General features: G+C 69.1%; 14 protein-coding genes. 10 read left to right on the top strand and 4 right to left on the bottom strand.

Going from position 1 to position 20,478, the window contains the following annotated elements; genetic code table 11:
• Window positions 1-100 precede the first annotated feature (100 nt).
• Genes V5740_RS07990 through V5740_RS08025 form a run of 8 tightly spaced genes read left to right on the top strand, consistent with a single transcriptional unit; the run spans window position 101 to window position 13,044 of the window.
• Window positions 101-436, top strand: a complete 336-nt coding sequence (locus V5740_RS07990; protein ID WP_347301972.1) for a hypothetical protein — start codon at window positions 101-103, stop codon at window positions 434-436.
• Entirely contained in the window at window positions 433-1,152 is a 720-nt protein-coding gene (locus tag V5740_RS07995) for an ATPase (RefSeq protein WP_347301973.1), read from the top strand. Before V5740_RS07990 ends, V5740_RS07995 begins: the two co-directional genes overlap by 4 nt.
• Entirely contained in the window at window positions 1,149-5,570 is a 4,422-nt protein-coding gene (bcsA, locus tag V5740_RS08000) for a UDP-forming cellulose synthase catalytic subunit (protein ID WP_347301974.1), read from the top strand. Before V5740_RS07995 ends, bcsA begins: the two co-directional genes overlap by 4 nt.
• A complete protein-coding gene (locus V5740_RS08005) occupies window positions 5,567-8,863 on the top strand; it encodes a cellulose synthase subunit BcsC-related outer membrane protein (RefSeq protein WP_347301975.1) in 3,297 nt (1,098 codons plus the stop codon). Before bcsA ends, V5740_RS08005 begins: the two co-directional genes overlap by 4 nt.
• On the top strand, window positions 8,847-9,911 hold the full coding sequence (locus V5740_RS08010; protein WP_347301976.1) for a glycosyl hydrolase family 8: 1,065 nt from the start codon (window positions 8,847-8,849) through the stop codon (window positions 9,909-9,911). Before V5740_RS08005 ends, V5740_RS08010 begins: the two co-directional genes overlap by 17 nt.
• A gap of 43 nt (window positions 9,912-9,954) precedes the next feature.
• Window positions 9,955-11,229: a serine--tRNA ligase gene (gene serS, locus V5740_RS08015; protein ID WP_347301977.1), complete on the top strand. Its 1,275-nt coding sequence runs from the start codon at window positions 9,955-9,957 to the stop codon at window positions 11,227-11,229.
• Window position 11,230: 1 nt separating this feature from the next.
• Window positions 11,231-11,986 carry a 5'/3'-nucleotidase SurE gene (gene surE, locus V5740_RS08020; protein WP_347301978.1) on the top strand — a complete coding sequence of 252 codons (756 nt, stop codon included), beginning with the start codon at window positions 11,231-11,233 and terminating at the stop codon, window positions 11,984-11,986.
• Entirely contained in the window at window positions 11,986-13,044 is a 1,059-nt protein-coding gene (locus tag V5740_RS08025) for a potassium channel family protein (RefSeq protein ID WP_347301979.1), read from the top strand. Before surE ends, V5740_RS08025 begins: the two co-directional genes overlap by 1 nt.
• Window positions 13,045-13,048: 4 nt before the next feature.
• Here V5740_RS08025 and V5740_RS08030 read toward each other — a convergent pair whose 3' ends face one another.
• The 4 genes from V5740_RS08030 to V5740_RS08045 all read right to left on the bottom strand — a co-directional run bounded on the left by V5740_RS08030 (window position 13,049) and on the right by V5740_RS08045 (window position 18,416).
• A complete protein-coding gene (locus tag V5740_RS08030; RefSeq protein ID WP_347301980.1) occupies window positions 13,049-13,480 on the bottom strand; it encodes a DUF1761 domain-containing protein in 432 nt (143 codons plus the stop codon).
• A 91-nt stretch (window positions 13,481-13,571) separates the two neighbouring features.
• Window positions 13,572-14,489: an NAD-dependent epimerase/dehydratase family protein gene (locus V5740_RS08035; RefSeq protein ID WP_347304473.1), complete on the bottom strand. Its 918-nt coding sequence runs from the start codon at window positions 14,487-14,489 to the stop codon at window positions 13,572-13,574.
• 5 nt (window positions 14,490-14,494) lie between these two features.
• On the bottom strand, window positions 14,495-15,628 hold the full coding sequence (proB, locus tag V5740_RS08040; RefSeq protein WP_347301981.1) for a glutamate 5-kinase: 1,134 nt from the start codon (window positions 15,626-15,628) through the stop codon (window positions 14,495-14,497).
• Between the two features lie 49 nt (window positions 15,629-15,677).
• Window positions 15,678-18,416 carry a [protein-PII] uridylyltransferase gene (locus V5740_RS08045; protein ID WP_347301982.1) on the bottom strand — a complete coding sequence of 913 codons (2,739 nt, stop codon included), beginning with the start codon at window positions 18,414-18,416 and terminating at the stop codon, window positions 15,678-15,680.
• 93 nt (window positions 18,417-18,509) lie between these two features.
• Here V5740_RS08045 and lgt point away from each other — a divergent pair, with 93 nt between their 5' ends.
• Window positions 18,510-19,388: a prolipoprotein diacylglyceryl transferase gene (gene lgt / locus V5740_RS08050; protein ID WP_347304474.1), complete on the top strand. Its 879-nt coding sequence runs from the start codon at window positions 18,510-18,512 to the stop codon at window positions 19,386-19,388.
• 62 nt (window positions 19,389-19,450) lie between these two features.
• Window positions 19,451-20,425 carry an SAM-dependent methyltransferase gene (locus tag V5740_RS08055; protein ID WP_347304475.1) on the top strand — a complete coding sequence of 325 codons (975 nt, stop codon included), beginning with the start codon at window positions 19,451-19,453 and terminating at the stop codon, window positions 20,423-20,425.
• The last annotated feature ends 53 nt before the right edge of the window (window positions 20,426-20,478 follow it).

Raw genomic sequence — 20,478 nt, forward strand, 5'->3', positions numbered from 1 at the left:
ACGTCTTCGCAATACTTTGCCGCAGATACATGAAAGATCGTCGTGACCTTGGTTAAGGCACGGCGGTCTTAGCGGCCCGATCCGAATGGGGGATCTGACGATGGCAGTTCGCAATGACATCAGCAGCCTGCTGGCCAGGTTGGGGCGCACCGACCTGCAATATCGTGAATTCGCGGATCCATTGGGTGACATGGAGATGTGGCCCATTTTCGAGGCACTGCTGCAAGATCCGCGCATAGTCGGTCGCGCGCCCACCTTGCTGGACCAGCGGCGCCGCGGCCACCCGCCGGCCGCACGGCATCCGGCAGAGGCATCTGCCGCGATGGACACACCGGCGCCGACAGCTCCGCCACAGGCCGCGGCGGTCGATCCGCAGGTGCGCGCCTTCTCCGGCCAGCTTGGCGCCCAGTCCCGCCGGCACGAGGGCTCGCAATGACCCTGATCCTGTTCCATTCGCCCAAAGGCGGCGTCGGCAACACCTTCCTGGCGGCGCACTGCGCCATGGAATTCGCCGCGCGCGGCCACGAGACCGTCGCCATCGACTTCACCTACCAGGCATCGCTGAAGCTGTTCTTCGGCCTGCTGCCCGACCAGCCGCTGGTGAAAGCCGGCGACCCCTCCGGCGACGAAATGGTAGTGGCCGGGGTGGAGCTGTTCGATGGCGAGGAACTGGGCCGCTCCCCCGCTTTCCGGCAGCTGCTGACCCAGTCGGGTGCGCAGCCGTTCCCCGCCGACAAGGTGATCGTGGCCGACATCGCCGCCCACGACCGGGCGCTGCGCCAGCTGCTGATGCCGCATGCAGCGCTGCATGTGATCCCCATCGTACCCCGACCCGCGGCGCTGGCGACGCTGGTCCATGTCGATCCCGACACTCCGCTGATCGAGTTGGAGCGGACCGCGCTGGTACTGAACATGCTGGACGACACCCGCACCCTATCACGCCATTCACGGGTCTTCCTGGCGCAGGGGTTCGGCGGCCTGCTGGCCGGGTCGGTCCGCCAGGACGAATGCGTTGGGGAGGCGGTCGCCACCTTCGACTCGCTCGCCAGGCTTTTCCCGCATAGTCCCGCACTGGCCGATATCGGTCATCTTGCGGCGGAGCTCGAGCTGCGCGCCGGTCTGGTCCAACCGTCGGTCGAGGCCACGGCATGACGCGCCTGCACGGTCCGGCCGCCTGGGTCCTGTATGCTCTGCTAGCCGTTCTGGCGGTGCTGGTCGTAACGGTGCCGCTGGGACTGGGCGATCAGTGGATCTTCGCCGCGCTGACGGTCGCAGGCGCCGTCTGGCTGGCCAGCCGGCACACCCGCCCGGCACTGCTGACGCTCGGCATCCTCAGCCTCATCATTTCCACCCGCTACATCTTCTGGCGTACGACCCAGACGCTGTCGTTCGACAGCCCGCTGGAAACGGTGCTGGGCTTGGGCCTCTACGCGGCGGAGCTGTATGCGTGGGCCATCCTGGTGCTGGGCCTGCTGCAGACCGCCTGGCCGCTGGAACGCCGAAATGTCGCCATCCGGGGGGAGCCGGACAGCTGGCCGGTGGTCGACGTGTTCATCCCGACCTACAACGAAAGCCTCGCCATCGTGCGGACGACGGTGTTCGCGGCACTGGACATGGATTACCCGCCTGACCGGTTCCGGGTGTTCATCCTGGATGACGGGCGCCGGGCGGAATTCCAGGCCTTCGCGCGGGAGGTCGGCTGCGGTTACCTGACGCGGGCCGACAACAACCATGCCAAGGCCGGCAACCTCAACACCGCCATGCGCAAGACCAATGGCGATCTGGTGGCGATCTTCGATTGCGACCATGTGCCGACGCGCGCGTTCCTGCAGCTGTCGGTAGGCTGGTTCCAGCGGGATGCGCGGCTGGCCCTGCTGCAGACCCCGCACCACATGTATTCGCCCGATCCGGTGCAGCGGAACCTGCGCTCCGTGAAGGATCAGCCGGGCGAAGGCGACCTGTTCTACGGCCCGATCCAGAAGGGCAACGACCTGTGGAACGCGGCGTTCTTCTGCGGGTCATGCGCAATCATCCGGCGCGATGCGCTGAGCGATATCGGCGGCTTCGCGTTCGAGACGGTGACGGAGGACGCGCATACCGCGCTGAAGCTGCAACGGCGCGGCTGGAACACCGCCTATCTCGACAGCCGCCTTGCCGCGGGGCTCGCGACGGAGCGGCTGGTGCTGCATATCGGGCAGCGCATCCGCTGGGCGCGCGGCATGACGCAGATCCTGCGGATCGACAATCCGCTGATGGGCCGCGGCCTCAACTGGCCGCAGCGGCTTTGTTACCTGAATGCCATGCTGCATTTCCAGTTTCCGCTGCCCAGGATCGTGTTCCTGACCAGCCCGCTGGCCTACCTGCTGTTCGGCGCGAACATCATCCATGCGTCGGCCTCCATGATCTTCGCCTATGCCCTACCGCATCTGTACTGTTCCATGGTCGCGGGCAGCCTGACGCACGGGCCGGACCGGCGCCCGTTCTGGAGCGAGATCTACGAAACGCTGATCGCCTTCCACCTGGTGCGGCCGACGGTCGTCACCTGGTTCCAGCCGCGCAAGGGCAAGTTCAACGTGACCGACAAGGGCGACACGCTGGAACAGAGCTTCTTCGACCGGCAGGCGGTGCGGCCGCATCTGCTGTGCATCGCGCTGGTGGTGATCGGGGTGATCTGGGGCGCGGTGAAGCTGGTGTTCTACCCCCACCTGTTCGACATCCAGGGCGATACCTTCGCGCTGAACGCCGCCTGGGCGACCTTCAGTCTGCTGATCCTGACCGCCGCTGTTTCCGTGGCCTACGAATCGCGTCAGGCACGCAGGTTCGTGCGCATTCCGGCGAACCTGCCCTGCACCATCCACTTCGCCAACGGCCACATCCTGGATGCGCGAACGGAGGAAATCTCGATGGGCGGGCTGACCGCCCGGCTGCCGGGCGACATCCTGGCCGATATCAGCGGCTGGCAGCCAACCCACCTGTCCATGCCCATGGCGGACGAGCGGCTGACCCTGCCGGTGCAGCCGGTCAGCCAGAAAGGCGGCCAGATCCGCCTACGCTTCCCGGGCCTGGACCTCAGACAGGAACGCCAATTGGTACGCGCCGTGATGGGGCGCGCCGATGCATGGACCCGTGCGACTCCGCGCCGCCAAGTCTCCGCCCTGACCGCCTTCAAGGACATTGTCGTGATCGCATTCGTGACCATCGGCCGTCTGTTCCGCCTCAACAAGGCGGAACGCCGGGCGGAAGCCGCCGCCATTACCCTGCATGAGGAGGAGACGCGCAACTTCGTGCCGGAACCAGCCAGCCGCAGCCCGGCGCTGCGCGGTGCCGGACGCCGCCCGCTCGCGGCAGGCGCGGGTGCGCTGGCGGCGCTGCTGTTCGCCGGGCTGCTGCTCGGCCCGCAGGCCGCCTTCGCGCAGGCACCGGGGGAGGATGCGGCACCTGCGGGGCAGGCAGGCACCAGCCGCCGCGTCATGACGCTGCGGGACCTGCGCATCCTTCGCCCGATCCGCCTGGAAGGCACGCGGGGAGAGATCGGCATCCCGTTCGGCATGCGGCAGGACGAGGTCGTGACCGGCGCCCGGCTGGTGCTGAACTTCGCCAGCAGCCCGGCCATGCTCGCCGACCTCAGCCAGCTGGTCGTGTTGCTGAATGACGAAGTGGTGCAGACCATTCCGCTGACCCAGGCGGAGGCGGCCGGCCGTGTCCTGACGATCCCGGTCAACCCGGCGCTGTTCCTGCCGGGCGACAACCGGCTGAACCTGCGGCTGGTCGGCCATTACACCCGCGATTGCGAGGACCCGTTCCACTCCTCGCTATGGGCCAATGTCTCCAATGTGCGATCGTGGCTGGACCTCGATGTGCAGCGGCTGCGCCTGCCGCCCGACCTGGCGCGTCTGCCCCGCCCGCTGTTCGATCCGGGCCAGACCGGCGCGCTGGTGCTGCCGTTCGTCTTCGCCACGGCGCCGGACAATGCCGCGCTGGAAGCGGCGGCCGCGATCGCCGGCTGGATGGGATCGGAGGCGAGCTATCGCGGGTTCGACTTCCCGCCTGTGGTCGGTCGCCTGCCGCGCGGCGATGCCGTCGTGTTCCTGCGCGCCGGCCAGTCGCTGCCCGGCCTGCCGCTGCCGGTCGGCGGCGCACAGGCGCGCATCGTGGCAAATCCCGCCGATCCGTTCGGCCAGTTGCTGGTGATCAGCGGTGCCAGCAGCCGGGAACTGAAGCTGGCCGCGGCCGCCATCGCCAGCGGTCGCACCGCGTTCCGCGGGCCGGAGGCGCAGCTGGGCGGCGCACGCATCCCCCTCTACCAGCCCTATGGCGCGCCGCGCTGGCTGCGGACCGACCGGCCGGTCGCGCTAGGCGAGTTGGTCACCGCCAACACCCTGCAGGGCGGCGGCTTGCGGCCCGGCCCACTGGCGGTGCAGTTCCGGGCCGCGCCCGACCTGTTCTTCTGGCCGCGCGACGGTGGCTTCACCGACATCGATTACCGCTTCCCGCAGGCAGACTGGCTGGACACCCGCGCCAGCCGGCTGGACGTGTCGCTGAACGGCCAGTTCCAGCGCAGCCTGCCGCTGGCCCGCGCGAACTGGTGGCAATCGCTGTTCGGCAATTCCGCTGCTGCATCCATGACCAACGACGCGCGGGTGCCCCTGCCCCGTTACGACCTGTACGGCCAGAATGAGCTGGTGTTCGACTACAACATGGTGCTGGCGAACAAACAGGAATGCACCGGCACCCTTCCCGAGAACGTCCGCACCGCCGTGCTGCCGACCAGCACGATCGACCTGACGAACGCCTATCATGCGCTGCGCATGCCCGACCTCGCCAGCTTCGCCAATGCGGGCTACCCCTTCACCATCCAGCCTGATCTGGCGCGCACCGCCGTGGTGCTGGGCCGTGCGCCCAGCATGGAGACGATCCGCGCCTTCCTGATGCTGATGGGCCGGTTCGGCGATGCGACCGGCGCCCCCGCGACCCGCGTCCGCGTGCTGGCCGACGGGAGCGAGCAGCAACTGCGCGACCTCGATGTTGTCGTATTGGGCGACACCGATCTGGCGGCGGACAATCCGCTGTTCGCCGACGCGCCCATATCTGGCAGCGGCGGCCGCCTGAACGTGGTGCAAGGCCCGGCGGCGCGCCGCATCTTCGATGGGCACAACCCCTTCACCGATCAACAGGCGGAAGCAGGCCAGTTCGTGTCCGGGCTCGACGGCTTCCAGGGACTGGTCGGCTTTGAATCGCCCTATGGCGACGATCGGTCCGTGGTGGCGATCCTGGCGGACGATCCGGCGTTGCTGCCGCTGCTGGTGCAGAACATGGCGGACCTGCAGATCAATGCGCAGATCGGCGGCGACCTGTCGGTCTTCAATGGCGAGGGCATGACGAGCTACGCCATCGGGCGCAGCTATTGGAGCGGCTCGCTGCCGGTGTGGGTACGCATCTCCTACTGGTTCAGCCAATACCCACTGCTGCTGGCTGCCGGTGGCTTGCTGATCGCGTTCCTGGTGGCGGGACCGGTTCTGCTGCTGCTGCGCCGCCGTGCGGCCAGTCGCCTGGCCGGAGATGAGGCATGAGCCGGCCGCTCTCCCGCGGTCTGGCGCTGTTGCTGGGTACGGGTACGCTGGCGCTGACCGGCGTGGCCCTGCCGGCACCACCGGCCTGGGCGCAGGCCGCGGGGGTTGAGGCATTGCTGGCGCAGGCGCGATACTGGCGGGCGCAGGGGCGGGAGGATCGCGCCCGCGATGCATATCGCCGCGCGTTGCAGATTGATCCGAACAATGCGGAGGCACGCCGCGGCCTCGCCGGTGGCGGCAGGCCAGCCCCGACGCCAGCACCGCGTCCGGCGCCGGCACCTGCACCGGCGCGGCAAGGCGCCGCCCCTCGCGTCGCCAATCCGGCACCGGCTGCGCGGCCAGCTCCGGCCCGACCAGCTCCCGCCCCGGCCCAGGCGACGCCCCGCCCGGCAGCGCGCGATGTTGGCGGCGAACAGCGGGCACAAGGTTTCCGCGCGCTGGAGGCCGGGCAACTGGACCGCGCGGCCGACCTGTTCGGACAGGCGCTCGCCCGCAGCCGTAGCGATGACGAGGCACTGGGCGGCCTCGGCATCGTGCGACTGCGCCAGGGCCGCTTCGTGGAGGCGCGCGACCTGCTGACCCGCGCCAGCACGCTGGGCAACGCCGCCCAATGGGCGGACGCGCTGCGCAGTGCGCGATATTACGGCGGGATCGAGGAAGCCCGCGCCACGCTCGCCGCCGGCAATCTGCAGGCGGCTGAGGCGCAGGCGCAGGAACTGGTGCGCAGCGGTTTCGACACGCCCGCCCCGGCATTGCTGCTGCTGGCCGAGGTGTACGAGCGGCAAGGACGCTACGCTGATGCTGCCGACGTGCTCGGCCAGGCCGGCGCCACTCCGGGAGAGGAGGCCGGACAATTGCAGAGCCGTGCGGCGCGCAATCGGGCGCTGGCGGCCAGCCGGTTCGGCGATGACGACGCGGCGGAAGAGGCATTCCTGTCGGGCCTGATGCTCGATCCGGCGGACCCGTGGACGCGGTACGAATTCGGTCGCTGGCTGATCGCACGCGGGCGCGTCGCTGAAGGCGAATCGATGATCGCCGCTTTGGACGGTATCGGTTCGCCCGATGCGCTTTACGCCGCGGCGCTGCTGCAGCAGGAACTTGGGCGTCCGGTGGAGGCGCAACGGCTGATCGACCGCATTCCCGACAACCAGCGCACGGCCCTGGTGCGCGATCTGGCTGGCAGCCTCGCCCTGGACCGGCAACTGGATCAGGCGCGGGCACTGGCAGCGCAGGGACAGGCGGCGCAGGCGGGCGCGACCCTGCGCCGGCTGGCCGCCGATCCGGCGCAAGCGTCGGCCCGCCCGCAAATCGCGCAGGCGCTGCTCGACGTCGGGGATCGCGCTGGCGCGGCGGAGGTGGCGCGCGCAACTCTGGCCAGCGGGAATCCGGATGCCGCCGGATACGAGACGCTGGTGCGGGTTCTGTCCGGCGCGGGTGCGGAACTGGAGGCACGCGGGGCGCTTGCCGCCGCCCGCCAGCGTCTGGATGCGGGTTCCGCCGCGCGGCTCGACGGCGTACTCGCGGTGTCTCAGGCGGACCGGCTGCGGCAGGATGGCCAATTGGCCGAAGCGTTCGACCTGCTCCAGCAGGCATGGCGGGCGAATCCGGGCAGCACCGACGTGCTGTTCGAGCTCGGCCTGCTGTACGAAGCCGGCGCGATGCCCGCGCAGGGTGCGCAGACCTTCCAACTGCTGCTGGCGCGGGAACCTGACAATGTTCCGGCGCTGCTCGGCTTGGCGCGCACCGCCATCGCGGCCGGTGACAATGGCTTGGCGGACGACGCGTTGCGACGTGCGATGGCGCAGGCGCCGGAGGATTACGAGGTCTACCTCGCCGCGGCGGATCTGGCCCGCGCGCGTGGCGACGAAGGGCGCGCGGTGCGCCTGCTGCAGCAGGCCCGTATGTTCTACGGCCGCAGCCATGGAGTGGCGCTGGGCGACCTGTCGGCCGACAACCCCTTCGCCAGCAGCGCGCTGGGCAACAATCCCTTCCGCGCCCGTGCCGAGGTGCAGACCGCTGCGGCGATCAATCCCTTCGCGCTAGACGGGGGCGGTACGCGCCTTCCCGCTGGCGGACTTTCCACCGCTTTTCCACAGGGCGATGCACAGACGTCAGCATCGGTCACGGGCGATCCCGTGCTCGCCCGGATTGACCGGGACATCCGTACGCTGCGCAACGAGGCGGGTCCGCGAGTGGAGGTCGATGCCGGCTTCCGCGATCGTTCGGGCGAGGAAGGCCTAAGCGCGTTGAGCGAGTTGAAGGGCACGGCCCGCATCTCGACCGATCTCGGGCCGGGACGCATCGGGCTGGAGGCGGAACTGGTGGCGCTCGACAACGGGGTTCCCTCCCGCTCCGGCCAGGCGCGCTTCGGCCGCAATGCCACGGCGGAGGCGCAGGCAATCGTCGACCAGTTGCCGACGCCGCTGGCGCTGGCGCCCACGCAACACGCGGCAGGCGTCGCGCCGACGCTGTTCTATGTCGGCGACCGCTTCGATGCGCGGATCGGCGTGACGCCGCTGGGCTTCGACCATCAGGAGATTACCGGCCGGCTGGAGGCGCGGCCACGGCTGAGCGCGAACGGCAATCTGCGCGCCTGGGTCGAACGGCGCGCGGTGGACGATTCGGTGCTGTCCTACGCCGGCACCCGCGATCCCGTCACCGGGCAATTATGGGGCCAAGTGATGCAGACCGGCGGAGGCGTGTCGCTGGGATGGGATCGTGACGGCAGCGGCGTCTATGGCGATGTCGCTTACCATCAGTATCGCGGGCGCGAGGTGGCCGACAACCACAGCATCCAGGGCAATGTCGGCGGATATCTGCTGCTGCACCAGGGCGCGCGCGATCGGATCGTGGCTGGGGCGAACTTCAACTATCAGTCATACGACAACAACCAGAACAATTTCACCTTCGGCCACGGCGGCTATTTCAGCCCGCAGACCTTCCTTTCCGTCAGCTTCCCCATCCGCTACATCCGCAGCGGCGAACGGTTCGAGCTGGAGCTGCAGGCGGCACCCGGATACCAGAGCTTCGATCAGGATCAGGTGGCGATCTTCCCGACCGATCCCGCGGCGCAGGCGCAACTTGATGCACTGAAGCTGCTCAATACCGATGTGCGCAGCTTCTATGACGGGATCAGCGAAACGGGGCTGGCCTTCTCCGGTCGGGGCCGGCTCGGCTATCAGGTAACCCCGCGTACACGTATCATCGGCGATATGGGGTACGACACGTTCGGGGTTTACAATGAATTCACCTCCACGATCGGCATTCGGCAGCAGCTTGGCGACGGGAACTAGGATTGCGGCCGGGCGCCGGCTGTTCTGCATCGGCGCGGCCAGCGCGGTGGTGAGCGCATGCTTCGGCGGCGACGGCTCAGCCACGCCGGTCGCGGTGACCCCGTCGCCGACGCCTTCATCCTCGGGTGCCTCGACCACGATCAGCTGGGCCGCCTTCGCCCGCCGGTTCCTCGACGGATCGGGTCGCATCGTCGATACCGGCAACAACCAAGTCAGCCATTCCGAAGGCCAGGGCTACGGCATGGTCATGGCATACTTCGCCGGTGATCGGGATGGCTTCGCACGGATGTGGGAATGGACGCGCACGACGCTGCTGCGGCCTGACGGTCTGCTGTCCTGGCGCTACGTCCCTGGTGCCAATCCGCCGGTCGGCGATCGCAACAACGCCACCGACGGCGACATTCTGGTTGCCTGGGCGCTCGGCCTGGCAGGACAGGCATGGAGCCGGGCCGAATGGTCGGCACAGGCGGCTGCGATGCGCGCGGCGATCCTGCAGCGCGCCACCGTCACGCTGGCGGGTCGCCGGCTGCTGCTTCCAGCGGAGATCGGCTTCACCGCTGATGGCGGCGCGACGCTGAACCCCGCCTACTACGTATGGCCCGCGCTTGATTCGTTTCGTCGGATCGCTCCGGCGGAAGGGTGGGACCGGATCATCACGGACGGCTCCTGGCTGCTGACCGGCGCACGGTTCGGCGGGGCGCAATTGCCGACCGACTGGGTCGACATGGCCGCCGACGGCACCTTGCGCCCGGCGAAGGGACGCGACCAGTGGTTCGGGTTCGACGCGGTACGGGTGCCGCTCTACGCCCAGCTCGGCGGCCGCAGCGGTTTGGCCCGTCCGGCGGCGGAATGGTGGGCCGGTCGCCGCACTGCCGGGCAGGTGATACCGGCATGGGTGAACGTGACCAACGGCGCCATCGCGGACTATGCCGCCAGTGCGGGCGTGCAGGCGATCATGGCGCTGGTGGCGGGCGGTACCGCGCCCGCTGAACTGTCGGACGACTACTACGCAGCCGTCCTGCAGGTGCTGGCGACGCTCCGCCCGTGAGCGCACTGGACAACCGGCCCCGCGCCCCGGCATAGGCGCGGCCATGCTAGACCTGCGCCTGCTCCGCGACGATCCCGATGCATTCGATGCGGGTCTCGCCCGCCGTGGCGCCGCGCCCGCAGCCTCGCACATCCTGATGCTGGACGAAGCGCGGCGTGCCGCCGCCACGCTGGCGCAGGAATCGCTCGCTCGCCGTAACGAGGCGTCCAAGGCGATCGGGCAGGCGATGGGCAAGGGCGATACCGCCACGGCAGAGGCGCTGAAGGCGGAGGTCGCCACGCTGAAGGCCGATCTGCCCGCATTGGAGGAGGCGGAGCGCAACGCCAGCGCCGCGCTGAACGATGCGTTGGCCGCCCTCCCCAACCTGCCCGCGGCTGACGTGCCCGATGGCGCGGACGAAGCCGGCAATGTCGAGATCGCCCGCTGGGGCACGCCGCGCGCCTTCGACTTCACGCCGAAGGAGCATGCCGATCTCGGCCCGGCGCTGGGCCTCGATTTCGAAATGGGCGCGGCGATGTCGGGCGCGCGCTTCACCTTCCTTCGGGGGCAGATGGCGCGGTTGAGCCGGGCACTGGGTCAGTTCATGCTCGATGCGCAGACCGGGCGTGGCTACACCGAATGTGTCGTGCCGCTGCTGGTGCGGGACGAGGCGGTGTTCGGTACCGGGCAATTGCCCAAGTTTGCGGACGACCTGTTCCGCACCACCGATGGCCGCTGGCTGATCCCTACGGCGGAGGTCAGCCTGACCAACTCGGTCCGCGAGCAGATCCTGCCCGACCTGATCCAGGCGATTCGGCTGACCGCGCTGACTCCCTGCTTCCGCTCCGAAGCGGGTGCGGCGGGCCGCGATACCCGCGGCTACATCCGTCAGCACCAGTTCGAGAAGGTGGAGCTGGTCGCCATCTGCCGGCCGGAGGATGCCGAGGCGGAACACGCACGCATGGTCGCGAGCGCCGAGTCCGTGCTGGAGGCGCTGGAGCTGCCCTACCGGCGCATGCTGCTGTGCGCGGGCGACATGGGCGCAACGGCGAAGCGGACCTTCGACCTGGAGGTCTGGCTGCCGGGGCAAAGCGCCTATCGCGAGATCAGCTCCATCAGCTGGTGCGGCGATTACCAGGCGCGACGGATGAACGCTCGCTATCGACCTGACACCGGCAAGGGCACGGCGTTCGTCCACACGCTGAACGGCTCCGGCCTCGCAGTCGGCCGGACGCTGGTGGCGGTGCTGGAAAACGGCCAGCAGGCGGATGGCAGCGTGGTGCTGCCCACCGCCCTGCACGCCTACATGGGCGGTATCGAAGTGCTGGAGCCCGCCTGACATGCGCATCCTGCTGACCAACGATGACGGTATTCACGCCCCCGGTCTCGCTTTGCTGGAACAGGTTGCGGCGACCCTGTCGGACGATGTCTGGGTCTGTGCACCCGCGCTGGAACAGTCAGGCACCGGGCATTCGTTGACATTGCACATGCCGGTGCGCCTGCACGAACATGGGCACCAGCGCTTCGCGGTGGGCGGTACGCCGACGGATTCGATCAACCTCGCGCTGCGCAAGCTGTTCACCGACCGCAAGCCGGACTTGGTGATCTCCGGCATCAACCATGGCGAGAACCTGGCGGACGACATCACCTATTCCGGCACGATCAACGCCGCGATGGAGGCCGCGCTGGCGGGCATCCCGGCCATCGCGATGAGCCAGGCGCTGCGCAATGCCGGACATGGCTTCGCCGCGGCCGAAGGCTGGGCGGCGAAGGTGATCGAACCGCTCAGCCGCTTCGCCATGGCCAAGCGGACGCTGGTGAACGTGAACTTTCCCGCCTTGCCCGCGGCCGAGGTGCGCGGGGTCAAGGTCGCGCGGCAGGGCTTCCACGATTATGCCCGCGGATCGCTGGTCGAAGGCGTCGATCCGCGGGGCCGGCCGTATTACTGGTTCGGGCTGGAGGATGTGGAGCACACGCTGGACCACGGCACCGATCTGGAGGCGGTCAATGACGGGTTCGTATCCGTGACCCCGCTGCAGGTGGACCTGACCGACCATGGGGCGATGGGCCGCTTGGCGGAGGCGCTCGACACCTAGTGGCGGAAAAGCGCGACAGCCACGCGCAACGCATCCGGGCCCGGCGGTTCACCCCGCTGAAGCGGGCGATCAAGGTGCCGGTGTGGGCGGATGTGGGCCTGCGGCTGGGCGGCGCGCTGTCGCTGGTATTCATCGTGGTGCTGATCCATTGGCTGGACCGTGACGGGCTGGTCGACAATTACGACGGCAACATCACCTTCCTGGATGTCGTCTACTTCACGATGATCTCCATCACCACGACCGGCTTCGGCGACATCGCCCCGGTCAGTCCGCAATCGCGGCTGGTGGAGGCGGTGATCGTGACCCCTATACGCTTCGCGGTGATCTTCATCTTCGTGGGCGCGGCCTACAATTTCGTCATCAAGCGCAGCTGGGAGAGATTACGCATGGCGCGCATCCAGGATCAGCTGACCGGCCATTATGTGGTGCTGGGCTTCGGTGTCTCCGGGTCGGAAGCGGTGGGCGAACTGATCGCCCGCGGCACCGACCCCGCCTGCATCGTGGTCATGGACATGGACAAGGATCGCCTGCTCCAGGCCGAGGAGCTGGGCTGCAACGTGATGGAGGCGGACGCCACGCGGGACGAGCATCTGCTGGCGCTGCGCATCGCACAGGCAAAGACGGTGCTCGTGTCCGCGGGGCGCGACGATGCCAATATCCTGATCGTGCTGACCGTGCGTCACCTCGCCCCCCATGTGCCGATCAGCGTGGTGGTGCGCGCCGCAGACAACGAGCTGCTGGCACGGCAGGCGGGGGCGAACAACGTCATCAACCCGGTGCGCTTCACCGGGCTGCTGCTGGCCGGCAGCGCGCAAGGGGCGCATGTCGCCGACTACCTGATGGATCTCGCCAGCTTCGGCGGGCGGGTTCAGCTGGTGGAACGGCCGGTCATGGCCGAGGAGATCGGCCGGCCGATGACGAACCTCGCGACCGGCGGCTATGCGCTGCGCGTCTATCGCAACGAAGAGGCGATCGGCTTCTGGGAATCGGGTACCTGCACGCTGCAGGCGGGTGACACCGTGGTGGAGATCGTCCCGAACAAAGGCGGGCCCGGCTGATCCTTCAGTCCAGCCAGCAGTGGATCGCACCCAGCAGGGTGGTGCCCGCGGTCAGGTAGGCGGCGTCGATCGCGAACAGTTTGCCCGGGCGCATCTGGAACAGGTACATGATGCCGATGCCCGGCGTCAGCAGCATCGCGCCATAGCCGAAGGCGATCATCATCTTGGCCCGGTCGGACGGCCCGGTCATCGCATACTGATGCCCCAGCGTCAGCGAGATCAGCAGTTCGAAGGCAAAGCACAGCGTCAGGACCAGCCAGGTCGGATTGCGCCGCATCGGCCGGCCGCCGATCGTGTTGCCACGGCTCGCCATCTCGTCCCCGATGCCGGTCAGCCGGCCCCAGGCGCCGCCGAACAGGATCGTGTACCACAGCACGCCCAGCACGAAGAAGGCGACCGCGCCCAGCAGCACGGCGGTGAAGTTCAGATTGCCCATGATGCCGCCTGTTCCTGATCCATGTTGTTTTTTGAACAGCACCGCTTCGCCAAGCGCAAGCCTCATGGCCGGTTGGTGCGGCAGGCGCGTGCTACAGCCAGCCCTGTTGCCGGTACCAGGCGGCCGTCGCCGCCAAGCCTTCGGGCGTGGCCACGCCTGCTTGCCACACATCGGCTGGCGGCGCCTTTTCCGGCCGGCAGACCCAGTCCGGGTGGCTCATGTAACCGACGCGATCCGGTGTCAGCTTGGCCCGGCTGCCCCGCGCCATGCGGTCCAGCCTGGCGGCCAGCGAGAGCAGGCGCGCCGGCAGGTGCGGGACGCGCACACGGCGACCCACCGCCGCACCGATCGCGCGGGCGATGTCGCCATGGCTCCAGCCGCCGGCATGCCCGTCGTCGGGCTCGAACAGGCGCTGCGACACGGCCGCGCCTGGCGGCAGGAGCGCCAGCAGCAGGCGGGCAAGATCGGTGACGTGGATGTAGGACGCGCGGCCCGCGGCGGGCGGCATGGGCACCACGCCCAGCTTCGCCGCCGCGCGGAACAGTTCCAGCATCTCCCGATCGCGCGGGCCGTAGATCGCCGGTGGGCGTACGATCGTCCAGTCGAGCCCGCTGACCCGCACCAGCTCCTCCGCCAGGAACTTGGACCGGCCATAGGCGGACAGCGCAGGCTCGCGCGCGGACAGGCTGGAGACGAACACGAAGCGACGCACCCCTGCCCCTGATGCCGCGGCAAGCACCGCCTCCGTGCCGGAGACATTGCCGGCGGTAAAACCGGCGGCGTCGGGCGGGTTCACCACGCCGGCGACGTGCAGCACCGCACCCGCGCCCGCCACCAATTCTTCAAGCGCGGCGTTGTCGGCGAGGTCGCCGCGTATCCAGGTGACGCCATCACGCGGCGGCTGGGCGGCGCGCGCAAGTGCGCGCACGGTCATCCCCTGCCGCACGGCGAGGTCGATCACCGAGCTGCCGACAAAGCCCGTACCGCCGGTCAGTGCCAGCGGCGGCATGCTGGTCACAGCAGCACCAGCTGATCCCGGTGGATCACGGCGGAGCGGGGCGCGTAGCCCAGCAATTGCTCGTGCTCTTCCGAACGGTGGCCCATGATCCGCTCCACCTCGGCGCTGCCATATTCGGCAAGACCCTGCGCGAGTTGCAGGCCGTGTTCGTCACGCACACCCACCGGATCGCCCCGGCGGAACGTGCCCTCCACCGCGCGGATGCCGCTCGCCAGTAGGCTCTTGCCGTGTTCCAGCGCATCGGCGCAGCCACCATCGACCACCAGCGCGCCCTTCATCCGCTGCCGCCCGCCCAGCCACGCCTTGCGCCCGCGATCGCTGCGGGTGGGCAGGAACAGGGTGCCGGTATCATGGGTGATCGCGCGGCCGAGCGGGCCGGGATGGGTGCCGTTGATGATCCCCAGCGTGATGCCGGCGCGGGTGGCGATCTTGGCGGCGATCAGCTTGCTGCTCATCCCCCCCGATCCCATGCCCGATCCACTGTCGCCACTGGCCATGGCCTGCACCGCCGGGGTCACCCCCTTGATCCGCGGCACCAAAGCGGCGTCCGGCTCCTTGGGATGACGGTCGTATAGCCCGTCCACATCGGACAGCAGCATGACCACCTGCGCGTTCGCCGCCTGCGCCACGCGCGCGGCCAGCCGGTCGTTATCGCCGAAGCGGATCTCCTGCGTGGCGACCGAATCGTTTTCGTTGATGACGGGCACCGCGCCGGCCTTCAGCAGGCGGCCCAAAGTGGCGGAAGCGTTGAGGTAGCGGCGGCGATCCTCCAGATCGTCCACCGTCAGCAACAATTGCGCGGCCACCAGCCCATGTTCGGCCAGCAGGTTCGACCACAGGCCGGCCAGCGCGATCTGGCCCACGGCGGCGCTCGCCTGCGCATCCGCCAGGCTGCCGCGCCCGCCATGCGGCAGGCCCAGCTTCGCCGCGCCCAGCGCCACGGCGCCCGACCCGACCAGGATCACCTGCTGCCCGCGGCTGCGGGCCTCCGCGATCTCCGCTACCAGCCCCGCCATCCATTCGGCCTGCGGCACCCCACCGGGACCGAACAGCAGGGCGGAGCCGACCTTCAGCACGAGACGGGGTACGATCTGCGGATCGGCGAGGTCGGACAGTCGGGTAATGCTCATGCCGGCAGGCTGTAGGATCCGTAAGTAGAGGGGGCAACCACCCCCGCGATCATGCCGGCACCGGCTGCCCGGCGGCGGCGAGCAGCGCAGCCTCGATCCGGGAGAGCCGCTCGGAACTGGTCAGCTTCGCACCGGTCAGGTCGGTGATGTAGAACGTGTCCACCGCCCGTTCCCCGTAATGGGTGATGTGAGCGGAGTTCACCATCAGCATCTCTTCGAACAGCACCCGCGCCAGGCGGTTCAGCAGCGCGGGGCGGTCGGCGGCGCTGACCTCCAGCACGGTGAAGCGGTCCGATGCCTGATGGTCCCAGAACACCTGCGGGTGGACGTGGAAGCTGTCCGCACGCGGCCGCGCCAGCGGACGACGGGCGAGTTGCGGCAGCAGGTCGATCCGCCCGGCCAGCGCGTCGCGGATCGCATTCTCCAGCCGATCCAGCTGGTAGCTTTCGCGGAATGGCTGGCCCAGCGGGTCCTGCACCAGGAAGTTGTCCACCGCCTTGCCCATGCGGCTGGTGTGGATGCGCGCGTCGATCACGTTGCCGCCGGCCAGATGGATCGCGCCGGCGATGCGGAAGAACAGGCCCGGATGGTCATCGCCGATCACCGTCACCAGCGTGGCCCCGCGCGCCGGATAATAGTGCGCATGGATCGACAGCGGGTGCTGCAGCCGCTTCGCCTCCGCATAATGCGGCAGGTTCAGCGCGATGATATCCTCTGGCTCCGCGATCCAGTAATTGTCGTCGAAGCGGTCGCCGATCTCCGCCATGACATGCGCGTCCGCACCCAGCAGGTCGGTGACGCGCGCCTGCTTGGCAGCGACACGCTGGCCACCGGGCTTGCCGGGGGCGCCGCGCATCCGCTCCTCCGCCAAAGTATACAGGTCGCCCAGCAGCTGGCGCTTCCAGCTGTTCCACACGCCCGGGCCGACGGCGCGGATGTCGACCACGGTCAGCACCATCAATTGCCGCAGCCGTTCGGCATCCTGCACCACGCCCACAAAGTCGGTGATGGTCTTGGGATCGGTCAGGTCGCGCTTGAAGGCGGTGTGGCTCATCAACAGGTGGTGCAGCACCAGCCAGCTGACCAGCTGCGTCTCCACCTCGTCCAGCCCAAGCCGTGGGCACAGCCGCAGCGCGACCTCCGCCCCCAGGATCGAATGGTCGCCGTCGCGCCCCTTCGCGATGTCGTGCAGCAGGGTGGCGACGTACAGCACGCGGCGGTGGGTCAGCCGGCCGATCAGCTGGCTGGCGAGCGGATGATCCTCCACCAGCTCCCCCTTCTCGATACGGGAGAGCAGGCCGATGGCGCGGATCGTGTGCTCGTCCACCGTGTAATGGTGGTACATGTCGAACTGCATCTGCGCCCCGACCCGGCCGAAATCGGGCACGAAGCGGCCGAACACCCCCGCCTCGTTCATCCAGCGCAGCACGGTTTCGGGATCGTTGCGGCCTGCCAGCACGTCCAGGAACAGGGCGTTGGCGCGTGGATCGCGGCGCACCTCGCCCCGGATCAGCGTCGCGTCGCGCAGGATCAGGCGGGTGGTGGCGGGGTGGACCTCCAGCCCTTCAGCTTCCGCGATGCGGTAGATTTCCAGCAGGCGCACCGGATCGGCCCGGAACCACTCGTCGTCAGGCGCGGCGATGCGGCCATTGACCAGCGTGTAGCCGTCCGCGCGCGGGCGCCCGTCGCGGCGCAGCGCCTGCAGCAGCCGGCTGGGGCGGCGGGGTGCGGTGCCTTCGTCGAAATGGGCCAGGAACACGCCGGTCAGGTGGCCCACCAGCCGAACCTGCAGGAAGTAGAACTGCATGAACCGTTCCACGCTGCTCTTGCCCGGGCGTTCGGCAAAGCGCATCCGGGCGGCGACCTCCCGCTGCAGGTCGAAGGTCAGGCGATCCTCCGCCCGGCGGGTGATGGTATGCAGGTGGCAACGGACGGCCAGCAGGAAGCTTTCGGCCCGGCGGAAGCTGCGATATTCGGCGGTCGACAGCAGGCCCGCCTCGACCAGATCGGCGCCCCGGTCGACCCGGTGCAGGTACTTGCCGATCCAGTACAACGTCTGCAGGTCGCGCAGGCCGCCCTTCCCGTCCTTCACGTTGGGTTCGACGACGTAGCGGGTGTCGCCCATTCGGCGGTGCCGGGCGGCACGTTCCGCCAGCTTCTCGCTCACGAAGCGGGTTTCGGAGCCGGGCACCACCTCCGCCCAGAAGCGGCGGCTGGCTTCGGCATACAGCTCCTCGTCACCCCACAGGTACCGGCCTTCCAACAAAGCGGTGCGGATGGTGAGGTCGGCGCGCGCCATGCGCACCATCTCGTCCAGGCAGCGGCTGGAGTGGCCGACCTTGAGCCCCAGGTCCCACAGGTAATAGAGCAGCGCCTCGATCACCTGTTCCGACCATGGCGCCTTCGCCACGGGCGTGATGCAGGCGAGGTCGACGTCCGAATGCGGAGCCATCTCCGCCCGGCCATAACCACCGACGGCGATCAGCGTCAGCCGCTCCCCCGCAGGGCGGTCGGGATAAAGGTCGGCGATCACATGATCGTGCAGCACGCGGATCAGCTGGTCGATCAGCCAGGCGTGGCCGCGGGTGATCTCGTGTCCGGCGGACGGCCGTTCCGTCAGGCGCTGGGCCAGTTCGGCGCGGCCGGCCGCCAGGGCGTCGCGCAGCAAGGCGACGATCTGCGGGCGGGCACCGACGGCGCCATGCTGCGCCACCAGCGCGGTCAACTGGTCCACCAGCGGCTGACGATCGAGCACCTTGCGCCCGTTGGGTATCTGCAACTGCTTCACGCGGGCAGCAGATAGGGCAAGCATGCGCCGGCGAACAGATGGTGGTGATGCTCTTTTGCTCCGCCGCGATCCGTGCCAAGGCCCGTGCCCATGATGATGGACGTGCTGGCAGGCGCCGCGGCGCAAGCGATCCGCTGGGAAGACCTGGGCCTGCGCCCGGGGATCGAGCTGGGGTTCTTCACCCTGCGCTTCTATTCGCTGGCCTACCTTGCGGGCATCCTACTCGGTTACTGGCATCTGTCGCGCATGGTCCGCGCCCCCGGCGCACCGATGGCGCAGCGCCATGTGGACGACCTGTTCTTCTGGTGCACGCTCGGCATCATCCTGGGGGGGCGGCTGGGCTACGCCGCGTTCTACCAGCCCGCTTTGTTCACGACATGGGACAGCGGGGAGACCGTGCCCTGGGCGCTGCTGCGGCTGTGGGATGGCGGGATGAGCTTCCATGGCGGGCTGATCGGCACGACGCTGGCGATGGCGTGGGTCGCGTGGCGGGGCAAGCTCAGCTTCATCCGCGTGACTGACTACGTCGCGGTCAATGTCGGTTTCGGCATGCTGTTCGGGCGCCTCGCCAACTTCATCAACGGGGAGCTGTGGGGTCGCCCGACCGATGTCGCCTGGGCGATGATCTTCCCGCGCGATCCGCTGGGGCTGCCACGGCATCCAAGCCAGTTGTACGAGGCGGTGCTGGAAGGGCTGGTCGTGATCCTGGTCATGCTGCCGCTGTTCTGGAAGACGCGGGCGCGCTGGCGTCCGGGCGTGCTGACGGGCTGTTTCGTCACGCTGATCTCGCTGGGCCGGTTCACCGCCGAATTCTTCCGGGAGGCGGACGCGCAGCTCGCCTGGGTGCCGCAGCAGACCGGCCTCAACATGGGACAATGGCTGACGATCCCGCTGATCGCGGCGGGCGTGCTGCTGATGATGGCGGCGCTGCGCCGGCCGGAGATCGGCGCCCGCCCGCCCGTGACGGCGTGAATGGTGCGGAACGCTTCCGCCGGCTGATCACGGCCAGCGGACCGATCGGCGTCCACCAGTTCATGGGGGAGGCGAACGCGCTGTACTATGCGGCGCGCGACCCGCTGGGTGCCGCCGGCGACTTCGTGACCGCGCCGGAGATCAGCCAGATGTTCGGCGAGCTGCTGGGACTGTGGCTGGCCGATGCCTGGCATCGCGCGGGCGCGCCGGATAACGCCTTCTATGCGGAACTTGGCCCCGGGCGCGGCACGCTGGCGGCAGATGCACTGCGGGCGATGGCGGGCGCGGGCCTGCACCCGCCGGTGCATCTGGTGGAAGGATCGCCCGCCTTGCGCAAGGTGCAGGCGGCGGCGGTGCCCGGCGCCCGCTTCCACGATGACCTGGCCGGCCTGCCGGATGATGGCCCGCTGCTGCTGCTGGCGAACGAGTTCCTGGACGCGCTGCCGGTGCAACAGATGGTCCGTACCGCGGATGGCTGGCGCGAACGGATGGTCGGGCTGGACGAAGGCGGCGCCTTCCGGTTCGAAGCCGGTACCCGGCCGATGGACACCGCCATTCCAGCCGGGCACGCCGATGCGCCGGAGGGAACGATCATCGAGACCTGCCCCGGCGCGGCGGCGGTCATTGAGGAGGTGGCGCTGCGGCTGGTCCGGCAAGGCGGCGTGGCGCTGTTCGTCGATTACGGCCACCTGCGGTTCCGCACCGGCTCCACCCTGCAGGCGGTCCGGGCGCACCGCAAGGTCGCGGTGTTCGACACCCCGGCGGAGGCGGACCTGACCGCGCATGTCGATTTCGCCACCCTGGCCGATGTCGCCCGCGCGGCCGGCGCGCGGGTCAGCGGCATGACCGAACAGGGCGCCTTCCTGCAGGCGCTGGGGCTGGAGGCGCGTGCCGCGCAGCTTTCCGCCCGCAGCCCGGCGCGCGCGGGCGAGCAGGCGGCGGCGGTCGACCGGCTGGCCGGGGCGGAGCAGATGGGCACCCTGTTCAAGGTCATGGCGCTGGCCGCGCCCGGCTGGCCCGACGGCGCGGGCTTCTGATCGCGCGGCCAAGGAACGCCCTGCCCCCTCCGGCGGTTCTCCTGCCATGTGCC

It is taken from the genome of Croceibacterium sp. TMG7-5b_MA50 (genome assembly GCF_039830145.1).
Taxonomy (GTDB): domain Bacteria; phylum Pseudomonadota; class Alphaproteobacteria; order Sphingomonadales; family Sphingomonadaceae; genus Croceibacterium.